Genomic DNA, 22,974 nt, shown 5'->3' on the forward strand with positions numbered 1-22,974 from the left:
GGTCACCGAGATCATGTTCTTCGGCGGCCTGTTCATGACCTACATCGCGTACCGCGGCGCTTATCCGGACGCGTTTGCGGCCGCCAGCCAGAAGCTCAACACGACGGAAGGGTTCATTAACACCCTGGTGCTGATTTGCAGTTCGTTGACGATGGCGATGGCCGTCCGCTGCGCGGCGCAGGGGAAGAAGAAGGCGGTTGTCTGGCTGCTGTTTGCCACGATGTTATTCGGTCTCGCGTTCCTGGGAATCAAAGCCGACGAGTACACGTACAAGTTCCAGCACCATGAAGTTCCCGGAGCGAATTTCGCACCCGAAGATTTGAACGCGAACGTGGATCACGCCTCGCTGTACTTCGCTCTCTACTTCGGCATGACCGGCTTACACGCATTCCACATGATCGTGGGAATTGGCATCCTCTGCTTCATCCTGCGCGGCGCCATGAAGGGAATCTACACGCCGGCGTGGCATACTCCGGTCGAGTTATTCGGACTTTACTGGCACTTCGTGGATATTGTCTGGATTTTCCTGTTCCCACTGCTTTATCTGATTGACGTTCATAAGGGGAAGTAATATGGCCGACCATCCGGAACACTCCGCTCATACGCCGCACATCGTCCCTGTCTGGATTTACGTCACGGTCTGGCTCGCGCTGGTGATCGGCACCGTAGCCACGTGGGCGATCGCCTATGTCGACCTGGGGAGCTTCAATATCGTAGTCGCTCTCCTGATTGCATGTACCAAGGCATCGCTCGTGATCCTGTTCTTCATGCACGTTTTCTACAGCACCAAGCTGGTCAAGACGATCGTGATCGGGGGCCTGGGGACGCTGATGATCCTCTTCTTCTTTACGCTCCTTGACTTAGTCGCGCGCGGCACGTTGTACGGATCGCGCCCGTGGATCGGCGTTCCCGGCCGCTAAGGCCACGGAGCGGTGCTGATTTCCGAGCGGACCGCCCGAACGAATCAGTGTTTTGCAGGCTGGAGCGAATTCAAAATCGAATCGACGTAGTTCAACGTCTCGGGAAATGGGGGAACTCCGTCGTAATCGTCGACTCTGCCCGGCCCCGCGTTGTAAGCGCCCAACGTTTTATTCAGATCGCCGGAGTAGCGGGCGAATAGTTGTCGTAGGTATTTCGCGCCGCCCAGGACATTCTGCTCAGCATCGAGCGGATCGATTACCCCGAGCTGCATCGCGGTCTCGGGCATCAACTGCATCAATCCCAGCGCGCCTTTATCGGACACGGCGCAGGGCAAGAATGCCGATTCCCGCCGCATCACGGAGAACACCAGCTCAGGACTAATCTGATTCGCAGCGGCGGCTTTGGAGGCCAGCCCCTGCGCCGCAATCGCCGACATCGGATCGCAGGCCGGCCCAGTTGATGCCGATGCCGGCTGAAGTTCAGGATCGAGAACGAAGAATGCCGCCGGGGTTGCCTCGCGTGCGGCTATTTTCCGGCTCGCGCGGATCGCGTTCATCTGAGTCGAGATGGACTTCGTCATGGCATCCATCGTCTGTTGCCGCTGCCGGTCCGCCGCGCTCCTTTGCGCATCGACACTGCTCGACTGCGCGTTCACCAACTGCGTGGCAAAAAGTGCGCACACAAAGAACAGCTTGAACAACTCTCGAATTCCGCAACCGCGTGTCGATGAGTTTTTGTGTTCAAACGCCTGAGTCCTTACCTGGAACAACAGATTCTTTCGGCCAGCCCGTTGGAGCTGGTGGCGCTGTCTTATCAACATGCCATCGACGCGGTGCGCGAAGCCAGGGAAAGACTGGCCGCGAAGGACAACCGAGGGCGCGTGCGCGCCATAGCGCGGGCGCAGGCCATTATCGTCGAGCTTCACCGCGCGTTGAATTTCGACGCCGGGGACGGCACGCTTGCTAAAGAGCTGTCGCGCCTCTACCACTACCTGATGCAGCGCTTGCTGGAAGCGAGCCGGCAATTGAACGACGCCCCACTTGCCGAAGTGTTCACCCTGCTCTGCACGCTGGGCGAAGCGTGGGAGCAGACTGCGCGGGAGAACGTCGCTATCGCCACTCCGAGCCCCGCCGCGATCAGCGCTTCGAACAGCCCGTCGTTTGCCTGGGAATCGGTCGATCTGGAACCAGCCTCGCATTGCTCGGTCAGCTTCTAATCGGCGGGCGGCTTCGCAGCCGCACTGGCCCGGTTCAGCCCCGCTTCAACCAGGCGCGCTAAACCCAATCCGCCTTGTTTGCCTAACGCCTGCGCAAACTCCTGCTCGGCCATTTCGACGGCCGTACCGCCGGGAGCATCGTCTCCTGTGCCCAGCCACGAACCCCCCGTCTCGCGTTCGGTCTTCAGCATCTGAGCGATGAGGAAAGACTCGAACTGCTGCGCGGCTTCGTGGACGCGTTTCGGATCATCGGCCTTTGCCGTCATGCCGGTATGGATTGCGATCGGCCCGTTGACTTCCATCTAAATCACCTCCAGCTCGGCGTTCAATGCACCCGCTGCTTTCAGGCTCTGCAGGATCGCGATAATATCGCGCGCCGTCGAACCGATCGCCGTCAGAGAACGAACCAGTTCCTCAACCGTTGCGCCCTCCTTGAGAGTCACGTTTTTGACCTTGTCTTCTTTGATGGCAACGTTTGTCTGCGGCACCACTTCCGTCTCCCCGACCGTCCCTGGACTGGGCTGCGACACCGCTATGGAGGTTTGAATTTCGACCGACAGATTGCCATGCAGAATGGCCACTGGAGCGATATGAACGTCTTTGCCGAGGATGATTGTCCCCGTGCGCTCGTTCACGACAATCTTGGCCTCGCGGTCGACGTCGATGGTCAACGCCTCGATTTCTCCCACGAACTCGGTCGTGCGATCGCGGAAGGATGCGGGTACATTCACCGAGATCAGCGACGAATTCACCGCATGAGCCGTAAGCGGCGTTTCCGCGGCGAAATGTTTATTGATCACGGCGGCCACGCGGGCCGCAGTCTCGAAATCGTCATCCTTCAGTTGTAAGTTGACGGTGGAACGAATCGCGATGGACGGCGCACCGCGTTCGATGATCGCGCCGCTGGGCACACGCCCGACTGTGGGGTGATTGATGACCTGCGTCGCGCCCGCGCGTCCCGCGGTGAATCCGCCCGTAAGCACCGGACCCTGGGCCAGCGCGTATACCTCGCCATTTGCCGCGCGAAGACTGGTCAGAATCAGAAGGCCGCCGCGCAAATCGCGAGCGTCACCCATCGCGGCTACGGTAATGTCCATCTTGGCGCCAGGCTGCGCGTACGGGGGCAACACCGCGGTCACCAGCACCGCCGCCGTATTCTTCACTGTAATGGCGGATGCCGCCACCGACACGCCCATCCGTTCGAGCAGGTTGGTCAGGGTCTGAACCGAGAACACCGTTTGCTGGCGATCGCCCGTCCCCGCGAGTCCGACCACCAACCCGTATCCAAGCAGTTGGTTATCGCGAACGCCTTCAATCGTGACTAATTCCTTTAGACGCGACGCCGGAGATGCGACCTGCGCGACGAGCACGGCAATGGCGATGATTTTGAAAAAGCGCTGCATACTTAAAACGGGAGAATCCCAAGCAGCAGGCGGTAGAGGATGTTCGGCCGGCGCGTCGCATCCGCCACGACACCCTTGCCGTTCACCTGGATTTCAAGATCCGCGATGCTCACCGACGCAATTGAATTTGCAGCGCTCAGGTCTTCCGGACGCACCACACCGCGCACCGTGATCGTCTGATGTTCCGTATTGATGTTGATGACGCGCGTTCCTTCGAGCACCAGATAGCCGTTGGGCAAAACGTGGGTGACGCGCGCGGTGAGCGATGTGGTGAGAGTCGTTGTACGGGAAGTCGTGCCCTCGCCATCCAGCGTCTGCGTGCCGCCGAGGTTGGCCAGATTTGCCAGAGGACCGGTTGCCTTCATAACGCCCGCAAGGGCCGTGATCCCATTCACCGCGCTGGACGTACGAGCAGTCTTGGTTTGGCCGGTGCTCACAGCCGATGCCGATTCGGCCACCAGAATAGTCACGACGTCATCCACTTGTGCCGCGCGGATGTCACGCGTGAGATCGCCCAACCGGCTGGCCGGAGACCAAAGCGATCCTGGGAAAGCCGGATTTGGCGCCGTGGTCGAATAGCGGCTCATGGCCTCTTTCACATAGTTATCGAGCGCCGACGGCGGAGCAGGGGGAGGTATTTTCTTCGGCTTCTTGTCGGAAGCGGTGAGCGAAGCGCCGAAAGTCAGCAGGCAAGCCACGCAAACGGCCGGCAGGCGCTGCATTTGATGTCTAGTCATTTCTCGCCCTCCGGCTCATGCCTCGCGGGGTCACCAGAACCGTGCTCTCCCCGGTGACGCATGCCGAAAAAAGCTTCCCGCTGGATGCGTTCCGAATCATCACCATCTCGCCGATGCGGCCGCCGGTTTCGGCTTTGGCATCGAACTCCAGGCGAGTGGCTCCTTCACGCACTTCTACGGTGACTCCCGAACCGGGTTCAACCGGCAACGGTGTCTTCAGGTCGATGAGCGCCACAGCCGACCCTTCAGCAATGCGCCGTTTCGCGACTTTTCCGATTACCTGATCCATCGTGATTTCGGGAGCATTCCAATCATTCACGAGGTCGCGCGTTTCCGTCTGGAAGTGGGCCGGAGTGGTATGCGTGCCGGGGTCAATGGTTTCCTTTGCGACCAGGACCTCTCGTTTCACGGTGATGCGCGCCCGCACCCAGACAGGCGCGTGACGATGCCCGTCGAAAACGACGTAACCGTGAAGCAGCATCGGTTCTTTGGAATTTCTGCTTGCCACCGAAGGACTGGGCACCACGATCTGGCCCTCGGGAACCGCCGTCCGGCCCCACTCGGCGATCTCAATAACCGCACTGTCCGGGGCCCACGCGCGAATGGCCGGCAGCAGGTCTTCAACCTTTAACACGCGCGAACGGCGCTCAAAGCAAACGGGCTGAAACGGCGCTTCCCTCGGGACATCCAGGTCGACTCCCGCGCCCTTGGCGATACGCAAAAGTTCCGCCGGAAAGAAAGTTCGCCGCGAGCCCGGCTCCGGTGAGAAGCCGATCTCTACCGCGGGATCACCCGCGCCGAAACGAGAGGCGAAGCGAGAATCGGCGCGCGCAAGATCCCGCATCGTAATGCGCGGCCCATCCACCGGAGTACATGTATGCAGACCGGTATGCAAACCGGCGGCTGCCATGATAGCGAGCCACATTAGCTCTTCAGGTTGTTGACCTGCTGGTACATCTCATCGCAGGCCTTCACGACTTTCGCGTTCGCCTCGTAGCCGCGCTGCGCCACGATCAGGTTGATGAATTCCTGCACCACGCTTACATTCGACTGTTCCGTATAGCCCTGGAGCAACGTGCCCTGTCCTTCCGACCCGCCCGGATTGCCGAGTTGCGCTTGACCGGACGCATCCGTCGGTTGCAGCAGATTTTGACCGACGCTGTTGAGCCCCGCCGGGTTTTGAAAAACGGCGAGTTGAATCTGACCGGCGCTTTGCGAGGCCGTCTGCCCGGAGGTCGTATAAGTGACGGTCCCGTCGGACGCGATCTGGACGCTGGTGGCGGTCGCCGGAATCGTGATCTGCGGCTCGATCGGATTGCCATCGCTGGTGACGACGTTCCCATCCTTATCTAAATTAAAGTTCCCCGCGCGCGTATAAGCGAGTTCGCCGTTCGGCATGCGGATCTGGAAAAATCCGTTACCCTGAATCGCGAGATCGTAGGGGTTATCCGTCTCGACCAGGTTGCCTTCCGTGAACGTGACATCGTTCGAAGCCGCCCGGGTGCCTAAGCCGATCTGCAGCCCGGTTGGAAAGTTCGTCTGCGTGCTTGCCGATGACCCCGGCGCAGTCACGTTCTGATACATCAGGTCTTGAAACGCCGCGCGCCTGGCCTTAAAACCGTTGGTGCTGGCGTTGGCGAGGTTGTTGGCGATGTTGTCGACGTTGGTTTGTTGCGCGTTCATGCCGCTGGCGGCGCTGAAAAGTGCTCGCATCATATTGTTTTCTCCACGTTAGGGAATCTGTGATTGCTATTGCGTGACCCGCGCGACTTCCTCGACCGCGGACTTATTCATATCCGCTCCGATTGAAATTGCTTTCTGCAGCGTTTCGAACTGCCGCATCACGCTGATCAAGCGTCCGGCCGCATCCGCCGAACCGACGTTGCTTTCTTCCAAATTTCCCTGGCGAACGGTCGCGCTCGCCGTTTGGGTTACCGCTTGCGGATCGCTATTGAAGAAGTAATTGAGCCCGCGCTTATCGAGCGCGCTCCGGTCCGCGAAATCGACCACCGATAACTGTCCGATGGTCTGGTCGTCCTGGTGAACGGTTCCATCCTCATCGATCACGAGCGGCGCTTTCGACTGACTCTGAATCGGGTTGCCGTCGACGGTTCGAACCGGATAGCCATCGGCAGTCGTAAGCACTCCGGAGGAACTTAACTTCAGATTTCCGCTCCGCGTATAAAGAAGACCGGACGGCCCGTTTACCGCCAGAAATCCGGAACCATCAAGGCCGATATCGAGCGTGTTTCCGGTCAGCCGCATATTGCCTTGTGTAAAGTCCGTCCAACGCTTCTCAACCACGGGTTGGCGGTCCGCCTCGGGACTCACGCCCTCGGCCGCGGCTTGGTCGGCTTCCGCGGCCACATAGGCGCTATAGAATTCACGATCGCTCTTATAGCCGCCGGTCGTCGCATTTGCAAGATTGTTGGCGAGCATGTCGAGCGACTCCATGCGCGCTCGCATGCCGCTCGCGGCCGATATGAGAAGTGGGTCCATTCTTTTCCTCTAGAACAAAGCATGTCGGAAACCAATGCGAGTAATATCGGTTAAATCATTCAAAACTAAAACAGGAACGCCGATGAGCGACACAGAAGGGTGTGCATGACGCGCCCAATACTTACCGCAACGATCCCGATCGCCAATAATTTGGCGCGGCGCTCCGGCGGAATCGTTGATCTTTCAGCAGTTTGCAAAATGGTGCATGATCTGCATTACATTGCGCAGTGATCACGCTGGCGCCCCACCTACCGGAAGTCGAAACTGTGCGCGCAATCCCGCAAACACGCGCTCCACAGCGCGCGGGAGAGTCGGCTAACAAGTCAGTACCCGCCAGAGGCTCTGAAGCTAAGACCGAATCCACGCGGCAAGACACCCGAGAAGATACCCAAACTTCAGACACAAACACCGGTAAGTCGTCGACGTCAGTTGCAGTTCCGCCCAAACAGCCGTTAACCCGCGCTACAACGCCGAACACTTCCGACGACAACCAGAGCGAATCGAGTGATCAACAGCCGTTTCATGCCGCCTGGAACCACGCACTCTCGCAAGACGATATGATTGGCGTCGCGTCCCACTTATCCGGATCGCAGCAAGCTGTACAAGCGCTGAGGCTATCGAAAAGCCGCATCAATCCGGACGCGATCGCCGTGGTGCTTCCGCAGAATCCACCGGAGACTACGCCGATCAATCTCACCGTTCCCGCTCCGGCCGTGCCAACCGCCGCTCCAAGCCGAAGCGGAAGCAGCAATCCCGCGGCGTCGCCGTCAATCGAAAATCCAAACAACTCCGATGTCGAAGCGCCCGCTCCTTCAACCGATCCGCTAGCCTTCACCGCCCGCATGCGCAACTCTGAGGAACCGGCTTTCGAGGTTCCGACGGGAAAGAGTCAGATCGCCTCAATCGAATCCCAGGCAGTTGTAGTATCCGCGGAGCCGGCGGGTGATCCCAGCGCCGTCAAGCAGATCGGCCAGGCGTACCAGCAAGCCGGCGGTAGCACCGAACTCGCTCCCGCGCCCGGGCCGGCTCGTAGCGCCCCGGTACAACCGATCGAGACTCCACCCCTGGCGCCGGCGGCCTTAGCCCCCGTGAAGGATCTCGCGCTGCACCTTGGCGGCCCGCAGAATATCGAAGTCCGGGTCTCCGAAACCTCCGGCGAAATCCGCGTCGACGTGCGCACAGCAGATCCGAACCTGGCACAGGATCTTAGGGGCGGTCTTCACGAACTCGTGTCTAAGTTAGATTCCAAAGGTTTCACGACCGCTGTATCGGCGCCGTCCGAAAACACGATAACCGCCGCGCGTAGCGGCGATGCGTCACTTTCGCAAGACGATTCTTCCGGCAGCCAACACAGTGGCGCTCAGCAGGACGAGCAGCAGAAACAGCAGCAATCTCGGAATCAGGAGGCTTGGTCAAAGCGAAATCAAGACTCGTGGTTCCGCACTTTATCGACTAATTTCCAGGAGTCCCAATAATGCACCTCAATGCTATCAGTCTGTTCAGCACCACACCGGCTCCCGCGGTGACCACGCCAAGTACCGTCTCCACCGGCAGCACAACTTCGACGAGCACTTCGACTTCGGCCAACCCGGCCGATAGCCTTACTAATGAAGATACATTCCTGAAGCTGCTGGTTGCGCAGATTCAGAATCAGGACCCGACAAGTCCCACCGATCCCGTCCAATTCGTTGGTCAGTTGACCCAGTACAGCGAACTCGAGCAGCTAATGCAGATCAACAGCGGCATTCAGTCGATTGACGGTAGCAGCACGGCGGCATCGTCAAGTAGCGGTACGCCGTCCCCCACAACGGGAGTAACGACCGGTACTCCAACCACGCAGCCGCAATCCAACACTTAAGGAGAAATATGTCTACTGCATTTTCAATCGCTCTGTCCGCACTTTCCGCGAATACCACGGCAGTCAACGTCATCGCCAATAACCTGGCGAACCTGGATACGACCGGATTCAAAGAGTCCGAAGTATCCTTTCAGGAACTCGTCAACCAGGCACTCGGAACGGAACAAACGGCGCCCGGTTTCGGAGTGTCGCCCGCAACCGTCACTCAGGTCTTTAGCCAAGGCGCGATCACCAGCTCGACCGGGCCTTACGACGCGGCTATCTCGGGGAACGGTTTCTTTGTTGTGAATAATCCCGCCACAGGCCAGCAGCTCTACACTCGCGACGGCAACTTTCAGGTAACTGCAACCGGCGAGTTAGTTACCTCTTCCGGTCAGACAGTTCAAGGTTGGGCGTCGACCGGCGGCACACTGAATACTTCCGGACCCATCGGAAACATCGTCCTGCCGACCGGCGCCATACAAAGCCCCGTGGCCACTCAGAACTTTGCGGTTCCGATCAGTTTGAACGCTTCCGATGCGGTAAGCACAACAAGTCCAAACTTCTCCGTTCCCATGCAGGTTTATGATTCGCTCGGGCAGCAGCAAGACCTGACGATCAACTTCCAGAAGACCGGGCCGGGCGCGTGGACCTACACCGTCACTGCGCCGAACTCGAGCTTGGCGAGCCCCTCTTCGCCGTCCGGAACAACCACCGTGGCTACCGGATCGCTGGCCTTCGACACGAGCGGCAATTTGATGACTCCCGCAGCTTCAGCCGGTGCGATCCCGATCACGGTCAGCGGATTGGCCGATGGCGCGGCAAACATGAGCTTCAACTGGAATCTATACGATCCGACAACGTCCGCGCCCAGCCTCACGCAGTACGCTGGTCAACTGGATTCGGCGGGAAACGCGGTTCAGGACGGGTCCTCGGCCAGCGGGATCACCAGCATCACGATGGGCGCCGGCGGACAAATCAACGCGCAGTATTCTAACGGGCAGAACGTGGTTGTCGCTCAACTTGCGCTGGCGGCGATTCAGAACCCCAGTTCGCTCGCCACCGCCGGCAACAATAACTTCCAGGCCAGCGCGCAGACCAGTACGCCCAGCGTCGGCCTCCCCAACACCGCGGGCCGTGGAAATGTACAGGGCGGAGCGTTGGAGTCATCTACCGTCGATATCGCGACCGAGTTCACGAACTTAATCGTGTTCCAGCGATCCTACGAGGCGAGCGCGAAAGTCGTCACTACGGCGGATACGCTCTCCGAAGACACCATTGAACTTATCCCCGCCTCATGACGCCTCTTGAAGAAATCGGGACGCTTACCGATGTTCGCGTGGACGTATCTGTGGAATTGGATCGGCGACTTATGTCGATCCGCCAGATACTCGCGATGCGCATCGGTAGCGTTATTGAGATGCCGCGATCCGCGGGTGAGAATATCGACGTTTACGTCAGCGATACCCTCATTGGATTTGGGGAGATTGTCATCATTGAAAACTCACTAGGATTCCGAATCACGGACTTCCGTACTGAGGAATAACTCTTGGATAGCATGCAGCAGTTGATGATAGCCGCCGCGGTCCTGGCCGGATTAGGCGGCTCGATTTGGTTGCTGCAGCGCCGCGGTCTGGCTAGCTTCGGCGGTTTTGCTAAGTTCGGCGGTTTCGCCGTTCGGCGTCCGGAGCGCAAACTTCAGGTAATTGAAAAGCTGCAGCTTACTCCGCAGCACTCCCTTTGTCTGGTCCGGATGGAAGGGCGAACCTTGCTGATCAGTACCGCGCCGTCAAGCTGCCGTCTGCTTGAACTGGAGGACACGGTTTAATGCCTTTCCTCTTTGCCGCCGCGGCTGCAGGTCCCAGCATGAATGGAAAGCTCCTGAGCGAGCCGATGCAGATCATCATTCTGCTGACGCTGCTCACCCTGCTACCCGCCATCCTGATGTCGATTACACCGTTCCTGCGGATCACGATTGTCCTGCATTTTCTGCGTCAGGCTTTGGGAACCCAGAGTACCCCGTCCAATCAGGTGCTGATTGGGCTTAGTCTCTTCTTGACCGTCGTTCTGATGCAGCCCGTAGCTTCGGAGATTTACGACAAAGCCTGGACTCCCGTCGAAAAAGGCCAGATGACGATGGAACAGGGTATGACCGAGGGGTCGAAGCCGTTACGCGCCTTTCTGGTCCGCTTTGTTCGGGAGAAGGACGTGAAGCTTTTCCTCGACATCGCCCATGCACCAACTCCGCGCTCTCCGAATGACCTGGACATGAAAGTACTCATGCCGGCTTATATTCTAAGTGAGTTAAAAGCTTCCTTTCAAATCGGGGCTGTCCTATATCTGCCGTTTCTGATCATCGATGTAGTGGTTGCCTCCGTCACGCTTTCGATCGGCATGGTTCAGTTACCGCCGGCTATGATATCCGCGCCATTCAAACTACTTCTATTTGTTCTAATCGACGGCTGGAATTTGATTGTCGGGTCGCTGATGAAAAGTCTGGTTAGTCCGTAGCGCAAGTAAGCTCATGAGTCCCGGCTCCGTCGTCCAAATTGTTCGCGAGATGTTCATGACCGCGCTCTGGGTAAGTGCGCCGCTACTGCTCATCGGCTTCACGGCCGCGATCGTCATGAGCTTGATTCAGATTGTCACTTCAATCCAGGACTCGGCGTTCAGCGCGATTCCCCGGTTGATCGTATTCCTGGGCGCCCTGCTCCTCCTGATGCCATGGATGCTCAGCCGGATGATGACTTACGCGATTGGAATCTTCGGTGATCTCGGGCGCTATGCCCGTTAGCTCACTTATCACCGAAGGGACGCTCTACGCATTCTTATTGGTGCTCGCGCGCGTGGGGGGCGCCTTTGTGCTGGTCCCTTTGCCCGGCATTCAGGCCGGCACCGAGATCGCACGGATCGTCGGCGCGATCGCCATAACGATCACGCTCATGCCGTTATGGCCGCACTTCGACGCGATGCCGGCCAGTGTGGTCACGCTGCTGGTCGCCGTTCTCGGAGAAGCTGTTTTCGGGCTTTCGATCGGACTTGCGGTAGCGCTGTTGAATGAAATGCTGCGCATGGGCGGCCAGATTCTTTCGCAACAAGCCGGTTTCGGGTTCGCCTCCAGCATCGACCCGATGACCGCGGCCGACGCGGGTTTGCTGGTCGTAATCGCTCAACTCGTCGGTAGTTTACTCTTTCTGGCGCTGGGCTTACATCGCGAGGTGATCCGCATATTCGCTTTGAGCCTGACCGCGCAGCCGCCCGGTTCCTTTCACGCTGATCCACACCTGGCCGAAGCTTTCTTCCGCTTTGCCTCCGACATCTTCTCGATCGGTCTAAGGCTATCGCTTCCCGCGATCGCCCTGCTCGGGTTGGTCGATCTGTCGCTTGCCCTGCTGGGCCGCATCAACGCGCAGCTACAACTGATCCATCTCTCATTTCCGTTGAAGATGCTTACAGCCATGCTGCTGATCGCCCTCCTGGCCGGAATGTATCCGCGCGTCATGAGCTCTGAATCCGGCATGATGCTGCAAATCGCGAACCACGCGGCCACTTACAAAAATGGCCGGTGACAAGAGCCAAAAGACAGAAAAAGCTACTCCCCACCAGCTAAAAAAGGCGCGGGAAGAGGGCCGCTTTCCGTCGGCGAAAGATTTCGTCGCGGCCATGCAGTTCACAGCGTTCGTCTTCTGGATCGATAACTACGGTTCGGACTGGATTGAGCAATTACGTATCGCGTTTCGAATCGTGATCACAGGTGCGTTTCACCGCGACATAACGGCAGCCGCGCTGCTACCTATGCTCCTCGAGGTAACCAGCCGCTGTTTCCGCCCTCTAGGTTCACTGGCAGCCGTACTGCTAGGTATTACTTTCGCCTTCCAATTGCTTGTTACCGGTTTCGGCCTCAGTCTAAAGAACCTCAAGCCTAGTTTTCAGCGGCTGAATCCGGCGAATAAGTGGAAACAGATCAAGCGTCAGAATCTGCCCTCTTTTGTTCAGGCGCTCTTTCTCTTGCCGGTCTTCGGCTATACGGTCTACGCCATCGTGAGCGGCCATCTCAACGAATACTTCAGCCTGCCGGCCCAAAACCTTTCAGTCGCGATCCACGTCATGACCGGGTCGTTTATGAATCTGTTCTGGAAGGCATCGGGCGCTTTCATCGTATTCGGTCTGGTGAATCTTCTGCGGCAACGCCGCGAGTTCTCAGGCGATATGAAGATGAGTAAGCAGGACATCAAGGACGAATCGAAACAGAACGACGGCAATCCGCAGATCAAGTCTCGTGTACGCCGCCTGCAGCGCGATCTTCGCCGCCGCAACATGATGAAGGATGTCCCGAAAGCTACGGCCGTTATCGTCAATCCAACGCACTACGCCGTCGCCATTCGTTACAAGATGTCCTCCATGGCCGCGCCTACCGTCCTGGCCAAAGGTAAAAATTATCTGGCCCTTCGCATCCGCCAGCTTGCCAATGACCATCAGATCCCGATTATCGAGAATGCACCGCTCGCCCAGGCACTGTATAAATCGGCGGACGTCGGTCAGGAAATACCTTCGCACCTTTTCAAGGCTGTCGCCGAAGTTCTCGCTTACATATACCGCTTGATGAAAGGACGGCTTCCGGGCCAGGACGATTAGTAGCGCGTGGTAGTAACCGCTCCCTTACGGTCGCGGCTCAGTAGACTCGGTACGGTACGTTACTGAGCCGCGACGGCTACGGAGCGGTTACTACCACGGTCTATTAGTTCCAACTTAGTATGTCAACAGCCAAAGCTATCGCCGCTCCGTCCGTTCCGCGCCTGCCGTTTTCGCTCAAGGGTCTCAGTGACGTCGCGGTTCCGATTGCCGTTCTGCTGATCGTAGTCGCGCTCATTTCGCCTCTTCCGTCCTTCCTCCTCGACCTGTTGATCGTCACCGACATTATGATGTCGGTTATCGTCATGATGGTCGCGATGTATATCACGCGTCCGGTGGAGTTCAGCGTATTCCCAACCACCCTGCTCCTATTAACACTCTTCCGGCTAGCCCTTAATATATCCTCCTCGCGTCTCATTCTGCTCAATGGCAACACGGGAACAGCCGCGGCCGGCGATGTTATCCAGGCATTCGGGAACTTCGTTGTCGGCGGGAACTACATCATCGGCACCGTAATCTTCCTGGTGTTAATCGCCATTCAATACGTAGTCATCAACCACGGCGCCGTTCGCATTTCCGAAGTCACCGCCCGTTTCACGTTGGATGCGATGCCCGGTAAGCAAATGTCGATCGACTCCGATCTGAACTCCGGTTTAATCGACGAAAACGAAGCGCGCCGCCGGCGCAAGAGCCTATCGGCGGAAGCTGAATTTTATGGCGCCATGGACGGGGCCTCGCGATTCACCCAACGCGATGCCATCGCGAGCATCCTGATCACCGGCATCAACATCGTCGCCGGGTTGCTGATCGGCGTATTTCAGCACGGCGCTGATCTGATGCGCGCCATCCAGACCTACACCGTTCTCACCATCGGCGATGGATTAGTTACCGTAATCCCCGCCCTCATGATCTCTATTTCCGGAGGTCTGATTATCACGCGCGCGAGCTCGGAAGCGCGGCTCGGACCCGAAATTCAAAAGCAGATATTCAGCGCGCCGCAGCCGTTGTTTCTATCCAGCGGTGTCCTGATTCTTCTCGCCGCCTTTCCCGGTTTGCCGAAGATTCCCTTTCTCGTTCTTGGAGTCGGGTTGGGAACCATCGCGTGGCGCATGCGCGAAAAGGACGCCGCAACCGAAAAAGACAAAGCTCCGGAAGGGGTTAAAGAAGCCGCGGCGGCGAAAGACAGTGTGGAAGAACTTCTCAAAATCGAGCCTTTGGCAGTCGGCGTCGGGATCGGTCTGGTCAACTTCGTCGAAGGCGGCGCAAACTCGCCGCTGTTACGGCGGATTTCGGCGATCCGTAAGCAACTGGCAAAGGACCTCGGTTACGTACTGCCGCCGGTTCGCGTCACCGATAACCTGGCGCTGAAAGCGCGCGAATATTCGATCTCGCTAAAAGGATCGGAAATCGGCCGCTACGAAATGCCGGCGGGCTGCGAACTGGCCATTCCGGTGGGCGGCACGCAGAAAGCCATCGAAGGCCAAAAGACACTGGAGCCGGCGTTCCGCATGCCCGCGGTGTGGGTCCCCAGCAGCCGCGCGGAACAGGCCCGCTCGCAAGGCTACACCGTTGTCGATCCGGTGAGCGTACTCGGAACGCACTTGGCGGAGACCATCCGCCGGCACGCCTATGAGCTGTTCTCGCGTCAGGAAGCCAAGAAACTGATGGACCGCGTCGCCGTCGATAACCCGCGCGTGGTGGAAGACCTGGTTCCGAAGCTGCTGCCGCTGGCCGGCGTACAGCGAGTTTTGCAAAACCTGCTGCGCGAGCGCGTCTCGATTCGGGACGCTGTCTCCATACTCGAAGCCCTCGGCGAAGCAGCCGGAACGACGCGCAATCCGGTATTGCTTACCGAATATGTCCGGCAAACGGTCCGGCGTCAGCTTGCCGCGCCGTACCTCAACACCAACGGCGATCTCCCGGCCTGGTTCCTCGATCCTTCGCTGGAGCACCTCGTAGAGGCCGCGGTGGAGCATGGCGAAACCAACAGTCACATTAACCTGGCTCCGCAAGCCGTTCGTGATCTCGTGGCACGCGTCACGCGCGCCGTCGGCAATCCCGAAGTCCCGACCGCCGTGATCTCAAGTTCGGGATCGCGCTACTTCTTGCGGCAGCTCGTGGAACTGTCGGTCTGGAACCTCTTTTTCCTTTCCCACAATGAGATTCCTCCCGGCGTGCGGGTACAGTCTCTGGGAGTGATCGGCTAGCCATGGAAGTTAGATCGTACTATGCGTCTACGTTGGAAGCGGCGATGGCTTTGGCTCGTCGTGAACTCGGACCCGAAGCGCTGCTGATTCAGTCGCAGCGCACGGCGCCGGAATGGATACACCTCGGCAAATACGAGGCTGTGTTTGCGGGCGAAGTCCTTGCCCAACCCGCGAAACCGGCGGCTGCTCCTTCGTTTCCCATTCCCAAACCGGCAAACCCCAAAGCGACCCCGGTCGATCTGGTGGGCCGTTCCGACTTTCGCGATCGACTGCGAGCATCCAGCCCCTCGCGTCGCGCGCCAACTCCCGAACCCGTTCCATCGATCTCCTGCGATCCCGGATTAGGCCGCAAGGGATTCGCGACCACGGTCGCGCTGGTTGGTCCGGCCGGCGCCGGAAAAACCACCACCGCGATGAAAATTGCGCTGCGGCGCGGCCTTCTCGAATCGCGCACGGTCCGTCTGATTGCCTTCGATCCCTATCGCATCGGAGCGACGCGGCAGATGCAGCATTTCGCCGATCTGTTCAACCTCTCTTTTACCGACTGCGAGTTGATCGCCCAGCTCCAAACCGCGCTGGCCGGCGGCGAAGCTGCCCTGACCCTGATTGATACTCCCGGTTTCTCGTCGAATCAAGCTGACGAACGCGAGCAGCTCGCGGCCTGCTTGCGCCTCTTTCCTGAAGTCGAATCCCAACTGGTCCTTCGTCTGGACCGCAAACCCGCGGATAACCTCGTGGCTGTCGAGCAGTTCTCGTCATTCGCGGCCAGCCGCTTGATACTGACTGCCCTCGACGAAACCTTGGAACTCGCCGACGTTCCGGCGCTCGTCGCACGCGCCAATAAGCCCGTTTCGTTTTTAGGAACAGGTCAGCGCTTGCTCGAAGATATCGAATCGGCGAATCCGCAGCGTATGAATGAAGTGGTGCTGCATGGGTGGCCTAAGGCTGCCTCGGCGGCCGCATGACCACCATGTACGCCTGCCCGACCGAGACGGAGCCGAAGGAACGCCGCGACGCGCTCATCCTCGAACACCTCCCGCAAGTGCGGCTTATCGCCCGCCGGATTCATGAGCGCCTTCCCGACCGCGTGAGCATGGACGATCTGATTTCCAGCGGGGTCGTCGGTCTGATTGCCGCTATCGACAATTTCGATCCGTCGCTCAACGTCAAGTTGAAGACTTACGCCGAGTATCGAATTCGCGGCGCGATTATCGACACGCTTCGGGACCTGGATTGGGCGCCCCGCCAGCGGCGCAAGATGAGCCGCCAAATCGAGCAAGCCATCGCCGGCTTGGAACAGCGCCTCAGCCGGACGCCCACTGAAGAAGAGATCGCGGCCGAGCTCTCGATCTCGCTCGATGAGTATCATCGCTGGCTCGTTGATACGGAAGGACTGCAGATCGCCGACCTGGAAGTCGCCGGTGAGTCGGATGACTCGGGCTTCAGCGTTCTGCGTTATGTAGCCAGTCCGGAAAGCGATTCGCCCGAACGCCTGCTGGAGCGGTCTGAGCTGGAGCGGCTGGTCGCATCGGCGATCGAGCGCATTCCGAGCCAGGAGCGCACCATTCTAAGCCTCTACTATCACGAAGAGCTCAACCTGCGGGAAATCGCGGAAATCCTGGGTTTGCACCTCTCGCGCATTTCGCAGCTGAAGACCCAGGCCATACTCCGCTTGCGCGCCACGCTCGAGCCCCGGTGGCCGGGAAGGAAAGAACTCTAGAATGGAACTCACGGCTAAAGCTCTTCAAATGCGCGAATGGCTCCTGGCGGAGTGGCTGGAGAAACTCTGCCTGATTCTCGAGTCGATGGCGGATGAACGTCCTTCCGTCCAGCGCCTGGACACGGACGAGGGCGGCGCCGGTCCGAATTCCGACTGCACCGTATGGATGCAGACGTTCTCCGGTTTGTCTGAGGCGCCTATCTGGATCGCGGTCCACCCTTCCTTCGCGATTGCGTGCGGGCGGCGAACTTTGCAGGCCGCGGGTGTCGAGTCCGCCGACGAGACCGAGGCGGTTAACACCTTCTCGGAGATCCTGAGCCAGTCTTTATCCGCGCTCGGGCAAGCGATCAGCGCTCATCTGCTAGCCGAGGCCAATGCCGTCGATGGCGGCCCGGTCGACGCAGCTCCGCCGGATGTTCAGTGGATTGGCGCGCAGGCAAGTTTCAAGGACGAGCGCCTGGAACCATTCTGGATGGCCGCCGCGCCTGCGCTGCTCGAGAAACTTGGCGCGGGCGCTGCGTCCTCTCCGGCGGACGAAGCGAAAATCCCCGCTCCAATTGCGGCGGAACTGGTAGACGGCGCACCCCCGGAAACCGCCAACTCCAAGACTTTCGATTTGCTCCTGGATGTTGCCCTACCGGTTTGCATCTCATTCGGACGCACGTTTTTGCCGATTAAAGACGTTCTCAAGCTGACCACCGGTTCAATCGTTGAACTCGACCGGACGGTTTCGGAGCCGGTCGATGTAATCGTGAACAATTGCGTAATCGCGCGCGGCGAAGTCGTCGTGGTGGAAGGCAACTATGGCGTTCGCATCAACCAGATCGCGACCCGTTTTGACCGGCTGAAAACCGGCAGCGCGACCACGGAAGCGCAGAACGCTCTGGTGCAGCGATGATCCGCGAGATTTGCTTTTTCGCCGTGACCATGCTTTGCGTGGGCCTCTACGTCGCGTGGCGCGAGCGGCGCGTTCGCAGGTCATTGCAGCGCACAATCGCGGCCAATGTCGGCGCGGGAAATCCTGGCGCGGGAAACCCTGGCGCGGGAAATCCTGCCCCGGGAAACCCTGGCGCGGAAAATCCTGAGCCGCAGCAAGCCATCGAGTTCGGCGCGGTGATGCAGCTTGCGGTGGGCGCGGGACCCCAGCGCAGTCTCAAGGATCAGAGACTACTCGCTCAAGTGAATCAACTGCTCACTTTACGCGGATAGCAGTTTCTGACCGATATCGAGCACGCGTACTCTAGCCGAGAGCGTTGTGCGCTTCATCCGCAGAATATCCGCCGCCGCTTTCTTATTTCCGCCCGTGCGCTTCAAAGCCTTGGACAACAGATCGCGCTCCAAAGCGTTCATCGTCTCAGCGAAATCGAGCCCGTGTTCCGGAAGTTCCACCGGCGACCCTGAAGACTGGACACCGAGCCCGATCGAAGGGGAGGGTCCGTAGACGTCGGCAAGCATCCGAAAATCGCCCTCATCCAGAACAGCTCGGGTTCCGCTAAGGATCACTGCCGCGTATACCACATTTTCAAGCTGTCTCACGTTGCCGGGCCAGGCGTACGCCTCGAGCATCTCCCAGGCCGGCGGACTCAGCCGCTTCGCTTCCAGCCGCTCTTCTTCACACACCTTTTTCAGAAAGTGTTGCGTCAGCGCCTCAAGATCGGAAATTCGCGAGCGCAAAGGCGGCAATTCCAGCGGAACGACGTTCAAACGGTAATAAAGGTCCGCCCGAAACTCACCGCACGCTGCCTTCATCCGCAAATCGCAATTGGTAGCGGCAAGCACGCGCGCGTTCATCTTCAGGGTTTCCGAACTGCCTAGCCGCTGGAACTCGCGCTCCTGCAGCACCCGCAGCAGCTTGGCCTGAAGTTCCAGGGAGAGATCGCCGATTTCATCCAGAAACAGCGTACCGCCCTCAGCCTGTTCGATCCGCCCGACCCGGGCCTGAGAGGCGCCCGTGAACGCACCGCGCGTGTGGCCGAAGAGCTCAGCTTCCATCAATGACCCCGGTACGGCGCTGCAATTCAAAGCCACGAAGGGCGCGTCCGCTCGCGGTCCGGCATTATGAATCGCACGGGCGGCGATCTCTTTGCCCGTTCCCGTTTCACCGGTAATCAGAACCGTGCACCGGCGCGGTCCGACCAAACGAATCACTTCGGCCACCTTCTGAATGCCGCGGCTTTGTCCGACCATTGTTCGCCGCCATTCGGGAACCGTGGTCTGCTCCGGCCGCGATTCGCGACGGTTCGCCGGCGTCTTCCGGTCTTTCAGCGCCTTTAATAGGCGCGCTTTGATAACCTCAGATCCCTCATCTTCATCCAGGAACTGCGCGCCCCACGTTTTCCACGCAACGCTTTCATCGTTCTCCATTGCGCTCGATCGGATGAACACGGAACACGTTCTCGCTGTCGTTCGAACCAGTTCTGGAAACCCGGCATCCGCTTGCGTTTCGCCTTCAAATACGACGAGATCTTCGGGGCGAAATGGAAACTGAGGAGCCATTCCGATCGTAACCGTCACCAGCTTCATCCGATGTTCCAACAGAACCGCGGCCAGCCGGCGGGGAAGCTCACGCGCGGAATCCGCGGCTGCGATCCAAACCACGCGACCGTCAATCTCTCCGGCCCCTGCGTCTTTTTCGTTTGAAATGCACGACACTTTAAGCATTATCTTTCAAGAAAGTTGCCGGACAGGTATAAATTCTCCCTTTGATTGACCGATGTTGGTTTATGTCAGACGCGCGACACGTCGATATTCTTTTGGAGCCGGGGCACCGAGAATATTGGATTCAAAGCTTCCACCCGCGCCTGTTGATCGTAATTTCCAGGGGACGCCTCTGCCGGCATGCGAATCGTTTCGCTTGCTTTTGAGAAGATTGGAGTCCCGTTGCGACATCCGTTGTTCATAGATGCGCATCGCCACACCGGTTACTGCCCTAGATCAAGGCAATGCGCCGGAAAAACAAACCCCCGATCAACCGAACTCCGATATCGATCTTCTCGCGTTCCTGCCGCTTGTAAAGTCGATTGCGATCGGCATTCATTCACGTATTCCTTCGTACGCCAGCGTCGATCTCAATGACTTAATTCAGGCCGGTCTGCTGGGTTTGGTTCACGCCGGAAAGTCATACCGTCAAAGCCGCAATGTGCCTTTCGCCGTTTTCGCCCGCTTTCGGATTCGTGGCGAGATCATTGATACGCTCCGTCAAAGCGACGTTGCGTCACGCGGCCTCCGGCGGCTCGACAAACAAATGAAGGCAACCGAGGCAACGTTGCAAGCGCAGTTGAACCGCGAACCTACCGATAGTGAAGTGGCCGAGCGCATGGCCGCCCTGAACCCGTCCCAGCGCCCTGCAGGCCGGACCGAATTCCTGCGCCTTCCCCCGGTCACGCTGACGTCCTTCGATCAGGAATCTGCGGAGATAGCGGCGCAGGAGGGCCACGAGCCCACCCCCGATTCGTTTCACTCCGCGGAAGAAGCGCGGCGGATCCTCGACCAGGCGATTGCTCAGCTGCCCGCGCGCTCGCGCGAGCTCATCCGGCTGTACTATCACGGCGAGTTGACCATGCGCGAGATCGGAGCTTTTTTCCAGGTGAATGAGAGCCGCGTCTCTCAAATTCATCGCCGGGCTCTTGAACGTCTGGGCCGGTCGCTTAAGGCCGTTGGAATCGAATCCGCGCGAGAAATCTAAGCGCAGGCTAAAGAATACGGAAAACAGGCCGATACTTCTGTTAAGCGTGGGAGGAAACCCGCAGCCCGACCATGACCATTACAGACCTTGTAAGCCTCGGCGTCAACCCGACGGCACCCTCGACCGGCATCGGTTCCGCCGGAAGTTCGCAGCGTTCCACGCAACCAGCCACGTCATCGGACAACGTAAGTCTTTCGGGACTGGCGCAGCTGCTGCAGACCGGCTCGTCCGATCGAGCCGCGCGCCTCGCCTCGCTTTCCGCCGCGGTTCGTTCCGGGACCTATAGCGTCTCCCCGGAAGCGCTGAGCCGATCCGTCGTCAGTGAAACGATCTCCGCGACTCAACCCTACGCGAGTCAACAGTAATGGCGGACCATGCCGGGACTCTGATTCAACTCGATCTTGTTCGCAAGCTGCTAATTAACCCGACGACATCCTCGATGCAGGAGTGTCAGCGTTTGTTGGGGATCGTCATCAGTGCCGTTTCGAAGCGGCCGGGCGATGCGCCATCTCGGGCTGAGATCCGTAACGCACTGCGGCCGATACAGTTTCTCTTAAACAGCGCGAGTGCTTTCTGGGCCGGCCGGCAACTGTCTACGCTACCACCGCAGACCTACACGCCGGAAGGCCGTTTGTTGCCGGCGCCGTCGTCCGGTTCCGTTTCGGTCGAGGTCTGAGGCGATGGCTAGTCTCTTTGGCGCGCTCGACGCCTCCGCAAATACGCTGAACGCCTACACCCAGGCTTTGAACGTGGTTCAGAACGACGTTGGGAATGCATCCACGCAAGGTTATGCCGCCCAGAGCGCTATTTTCACCCCGTTGCCCTTTGACAATTTCGCCGGCCAGGGAGGCGGGGTTACTTACTCCGGATCGCAATCGCTCCGGAATGAACCCTCCGAACGAAATCTCCAGGCGCAGAACTCGGAACTCGGATCGGCCAACGCGCTCGTCACTTCACTGTCGAATCTGCAGACATCTTTCGACGTGACGGGCTCCACCGGTCTTTCGGCAGCGCTGCCGGCTTTCTTTACCAGCTTCGCCGCGCTCAGCCAAAATCCGTCGGACGAAGTGGCGCGGCAACAAGTAATATCAGCGTCGCAGGACGTCGCTTCGGCGTTCCAATCCACCGCGCAAGCCGTCTCCGACGCCTCGAATTCAGCCACGCAGCAGATTCAATCCACCGTTTCGGACATCAACAACCTGGCATCCCAGATTTCCCAGCTGAATCAGCAGCAGATGAACAGCCCCTCACCGGATCCCAACACGGACGCCTCGATCCACGCCGATCTCCAGAACCTCTCCTTGCTGACGAACATGACCTACTCCGTCGCGCCAAATGGTTCGGTGAATGTCCTCATCGGAGGCCAAACGCCGCTCGTGTCAGGCGCAACGGCTTATGCGATATCCGCCGGTTCGGCGCCCGTAAGCGCGACCGCCCCGCAACCCGGGGGCGTGCCGTCGGAGATCATTCAGGACAGCAACGGCACTGACATCACCAGCCAGATCACGGGCGGCAGCCTGGCCGGCACACTTCAATTTCGGAACCAGACAGTGCCTGGCCTAATCGGGGATACGCAGCAGACCGGTAGTTTGAACCAACTCGCGCAAGGCTTCGCCGACCGTGTGAATACGCTACTCACCGGCGGACAGATTTCGTCGGGTCCGCCGGCGGTCGCGGGTCAGGCTCTGTTCCAGTACTCTAGCCAGAACCCCGGCACGATCGCTCAGACGCTGAGCGTGACGGGAATTACGGGCGATCAGATTGCAACGATTGATCCGGGACCTCCATCGACCGCCAACGGGATCGCCGAACAGATATCGAACCTCAGCACATCGAGTGCTCCCTCGGACCAGATCAACGGCCTCACCTTCCCCGGCGACTATGGCCAGATCGCCGCCGGCGTTGGACAGCAGTTATCGAACGCAACGACCACGCAAACCCAGCAATCGCAAGCCGTCGCGCAGGCGCAGAACATGTTGAGTCAGGTTTCCGGCGTTTCGCTCGATACGGAAGCGGTGCAGCTCACCGATTTTCAGAATGCCTACGAAGCGACCTCCAAGATGGTGACCATTCTCAACGACCTGACCGAGACGACCATTAATTTGATACCCAGCTAA

At 58.9% G+C, this 22,974-nt stretch carries 29 protein-coding genes; 21 read left to right on the top strand and 8 right to left on the bottom strand.

Going from position 1 to position 22,974, the window contains the following annotated elements; translation table 11 throughout:
* Positions 1-571: cytochrome c oxidase subunit 3 (locus H1Y01_RS06050; RefSeq protein WP_180539488.1), on the top strand; the 571-nt coding region annotated here is incomplete at its 5' end.
* Position 572: 1 nt separating this feature from the next.
* Positions 573-920 (top strand): cytochrome C oxidase subunit IV family protein, encoded by a 348-nt coding sequence (locus H1Y01_RS06055; RefSeq protein WP_180539489.1) that lies wholly within the window; start codon positions 573-575, stop codon positions 918-920.
* Positions 921-964: 44 nt separating this feature from the next.
* On the opposite strand, the gene H1Y01_RS06060 is transcribed toward H1Y01_RS06055, so the two are convergent.
* Positions 965-1,603, bottom strand: coding sequence for a lytic transglycosylase domain-containing protein (locus H1Y01_RS06060; RefSeq protein ID WP_219341318.1), 639 nt, complete (start codon positions 1,601-1,603; stop codon positions 965-967).
* 54 nt (positions 1,604-1,657) lie between these two features.
* On the opposite strand from H1Y01_RS06060, the gene fliS reads away from it, so the two are divergent.
* Positions 1,658-2,137: a flagellar export chaperone FliS gene (gene fliS, locus H1Y01_RS06065; RefSeq protein ID WP_180539491.1), complete on the top strand. Its 480-nt coding sequence runs from the start codon at positions 1,658-1,660 to the stop codon at positions 2,135-2,137.
* Here the strand turns inward: fliS and H1Y01_RS06070 are convergent.
* The 6 genes from H1Y01_RS06070 to flgF are packed head-to-tail and all read right to left on the bottom strand — an operon-like array spanning position 2,134 to position 6,776.
* Entirely contained in the window at positions 2,134-2,439 is a 306-nt protein-coding gene (locus H1Y01_RS06070; protein ID WP_180539493.1) for a hypothetical protein, read from the bottom strand. The two genes, fliS and H1Y01_RS06070, sit on opposite strands and share 4 nt — an antisense overlap.
* Entirely contained in the window at positions 2,440-3,540 is a 1,101-nt protein-coding gene (locus H1Y01_RS06075; RefSeq protein WP_180539495.1) for a flagellar basal body P-ring protein FlgI, read from the bottom strand.
* 2 nt (positions 3,541-3,542) lie between these two features.
* The gene (locus tag H1Y01_RS06080) at positions 3,543-4,277 is read right to left on the bottom strand and encodes a flagellar basal body L-ring protein FlgH (protein ID WP_219341319.1); all 735 of its coding nucleotides are present in this window, start codon (positions 4,275-4,277) and stop codon (positions 3,543-3,545) included.
* On the bottom strand, positions 4,270-5,202 hold the full coding sequence (flgA, locus tag H1Y01_RS06085) for a flagellar basal body P-ring formation chaperone FlgA (RefSeq protein ID WP_180539499.1): 933 nt from the start codon (positions 5,200-5,202) through the stop codon (positions 4,270-4,272). Before flgA ends, H1Y01_RS06080 begins: the two co-directional genes overlap by 8 nt.
* On the bottom strand, positions 5,202-5,993 hold the full coding sequence (gene flgG / locus H1Y01_RS06090; protein WP_180539500.1) for a flagellar basal-body rod protein FlgG: 792 nt from the start codon (positions 5,991-5,993) through the stop codon (positions 5,202-5,204). The genes flgA and flgG overlap by 1 nt, the downstream gene beginning before the upstream one ends.
* 33 nt (positions 5,994-6,026) lie before the next feature.
* Positions 6,027-6,776 carry a flagellar basal-body rod protein FlgF gene (gene flgF, locus H1Y01_RS06095; protein WP_180539502.1) on the bottom strand — a complete coding sequence of 250 codons (750 nt, stop codon included), beginning with the start codon at positions 6,774-6,776 and terminating at the stop codon, positions 6,027-6,029.
* A 557-nt stretch (positions 6,777-7,333) separates the two neighbouring features.
* On the opposite strand from flgF, the gene H1Y01_RS06100 reads away from it, so the two are divergent.
* From H1Y01_RS06100 to H1Y01_RS06165, 14 genes are all read left to right on the top strand, one after another.
* Positions 7,334-8,251: a hypothetical protein gene (locus H1Y01_RS06100; RefSeq protein WP_180539504.1), complete on the top strand. Its 918-nt coding sequence runs from the start codon at positions 7,334-7,336 to the stop codon at positions 8,249-8,251.
* Positions 8,251-8,634 (top strand): flagellar hook assembly protein FlgD, encoded by a 384-nt coding sequence (locus tag H1Y01_RS06105; RefSeq protein ID WP_180539506.1) that lies wholly within the window; start codon positions 8,251-8,253, stop codon positions 8,632-8,634. Before H1Y01_RS06100 ends, H1Y01_RS06105 begins: the two co-directional genes overlap by 1 nt.
* A gap of 8 nt (positions 8,635-8,642) precedes the next feature.
* Positions 8,643-9,914, top strand: a complete 1,272-nt coding sequence (locus H1Y01_RS06110) for a flagellar hook protein FlgE (protein ID WP_180539508.1) — start codon at positions 8,643-8,645, stop codon at positions 9,912-9,914.
* Positions 9,911-10,159 carry a FliM/FliN family flagellar motor switch protein gene (locus H1Y01_RS06115; RefSeq protein ID WP_180539510.1) on the top strand — a complete coding sequence of 83 codons (249 nt, stop codon included), beginning with the start codon at positions 9,911-9,913 and terminating at the stop codon, positions 10,157-10,159. The genes H1Y01_RS06110 and H1Y01_RS06115 overlap by 4 nt, the downstream gene beginning before the upstream one ends.
* A gap of 12 nt (positions 10,160-10,171) precedes the next feature.
* Positions 10,172-10,441, top strand: a complete 270-nt coding sequence (locus H1Y01_RS06120; RefSeq protein ID WP_257644419.1) for a flagellar biosynthetic protein FliO — start codon at positions 10,172-10,174, stop codon at positions 10,439-10,441.
* Entirely contained in the window at positions 10,441-11,124 is a 684-nt protein-coding gene (fliP, locus tag H1Y01_RS06125; protein WP_180539514.1) for a flagellar type III secretion system pore protein FliP, read from the top strand. Before H1Y01_RS06120 ends, fliP begins: the two co-directional genes overlap by 1 nt.
* A gap of 13 nt (positions 11,125-11,137) precedes the next feature.
* On the top strand, positions 11,138-11,407 hold the full coding sequence (locus H1Y01_RS06130) for a flagellar biosynthetic protein FliQ (protein WP_180539516.1): 270 nt from the start codon (positions 11,138-11,140) through the stop codon (positions 11,405-11,407).
* The gene (locus tag H1Y01_RS06135; RefSeq protein ID WP_180539518.1) at positions 11,397-12,182 is read left to right on the top strand and encodes a flagellar biosynthetic protein FliR; all 786 of its coding nucleotides are present in this window, start codon (positions 11,397-11,399) and stop codon (positions 12,180-12,182) included. The genes H1Y01_RS06130 and H1Y01_RS06135 overlap by 11 nt, the downstream gene beginning before the upstream one ends.
* A complete protein-coding gene (locus H1Y01_RS06140) occupies positions 12,172-13,248 on the top strand; it encodes an EscU/YscU/HrcU family type III secretion system export apparatus switch protein (protein WP_180539520.1) in 1,077 nt (358 codons plus the stop codon). Before H1Y01_RS06135 ends, H1Y01_RS06140 begins: the two co-directional genes overlap by 11 nt.
* Positions 13,249-13,367: 119 nt before the next feature.
* Positions 13,368-15,452: a flagellar biosynthesis protein FlhA gene (flhA, locus tag H1Y01_RS06145; protein WP_180539522.1), complete on the top strand. Its 2,085-nt coding sequence runs from the start codon at positions 13,368-13,370 to the stop codon at positions 15,450-15,452.
* 2 nt (positions 15,453-15,454) lie between these two features.
* On the top strand, positions 15,455-16,417 hold the full coding sequence (locus H1Y01_RS06150; protein ID WP_180539524.1) for a hypothetical protein: 963 nt from the start codon (positions 15,455-15,457) through the stop codon (positions 16,415-16,417).
* Positions 16,414-17,172 (top strand): FliA/WhiG family RNA polymerase sigma factor, encoded by a 759-nt coding sequence (locus tag H1Y01_RS06155; protein ID WP_219341320.1) that lies wholly within the window; start codon positions 16,414-16,416, stop codon positions 17,170-17,172. Before H1Y01_RS06150 ends, H1Y01_RS06155 begins: the two co-directional genes overlap by 4 nt.
* Positions 17,173-17,200: 28 nt before the next feature.
* The gene (fliN, locus tag H1Y01_RS06160; protein ID WP_219341321.1) at positions 17,201-18,070 is read left to right on the top strand and encodes a flagellar motor switch protein FliN; all 870 of its coding nucleotides are present in this window, start codon (positions 17,201-17,203) and stop codon (positions 18,068-18,070) included.
* Positions 18,067-18,381 (top strand): hypothetical protein, encoded by a 315-nt coding sequence (locus H1Y01_RS06165; protein WP_180539528.1) that lies wholly within the window; start codon positions 18,067-18,069, stop codon positions 18,379-18,381. The genes fliN and H1Y01_RS06165 overlap by 4 nt, the downstream gene beginning before the upstream one ends.
* On the opposite strand, the gene H1Y01_RS06170 is transcribed toward H1Y01_RS06165, so the two are convergent.
* Entirely contained in the window at positions 18,370-19,824 is a 1,455-nt protein-coding gene (locus H1Y01_RS06170) for a sigma-54 interaction domain-containing protein (protein ID WP_180539530.1), read from the bottom strand. The genes H1Y01_RS06165 and H1Y01_RS06170 overlap by 12 nt on opposite strands.
* Before the next feature lie 250 nt (positions 19,825-20,074).
* Between H1Y01_RS06170 and H1Y01_RS06175 the strand changes: the two genes are divergently transcribed.
* The 4 genes from H1Y01_RS06175 (at position 20,075) to flgK (ending at position 22,974) form a co-directional block, all read left to right on the top strand.
* Entirely contained in the window at positions 20,075-20,857 is a 783-nt protein-coding gene (locus H1Y01_RS06175) for a sigma-70 family RNA polymerase sigma factor (RefSeq protein ID WP_180539532.1), read from the top strand.
* Between the two features lie 71 nt (positions 20,858-20,928).
* Positions 20,929-21,222, top strand: coding sequence for a flagellar biosynthesis anti-sigma factor FlgM (locus tag H1Y01_RS06180; protein WP_180539533.1), 294 nt, complete (start codon positions 20,929-20,931; stop codon positions 21,220-21,222).
* Entirely contained in the window at positions 21,222-21,533 is a 312-nt protein-coding gene (locus tag H1Y01_RS06185) for a hypothetical protein (protein ID WP_180539536.1), read from the top strand. The genes H1Y01_RS06180 and H1Y01_RS06185 overlap by 1 nt, the downstream gene beginning before the upstream one ends.
* 4 nt (positions 21,534-21,537) lie before the next feature.
* On the top strand, positions 21,538-22,974 hold the full coding sequence (gene flgK, locus H1Y01_RS06190) for a flagellar hook-associated protein FlgK (RefSeq protein WP_180539537.1): 1,437 nt from the start codon (positions 21,538-21,540) through the stop codon (positions 22,972-22,974).

It is taken from the genome of Nevskia soli, from assembly GCF_903970205.1.
GTDB lineage: Bacteria > Acidobacteriota > Terriglobia > Bryobacterales > Bryobacteraceae > Bog-113.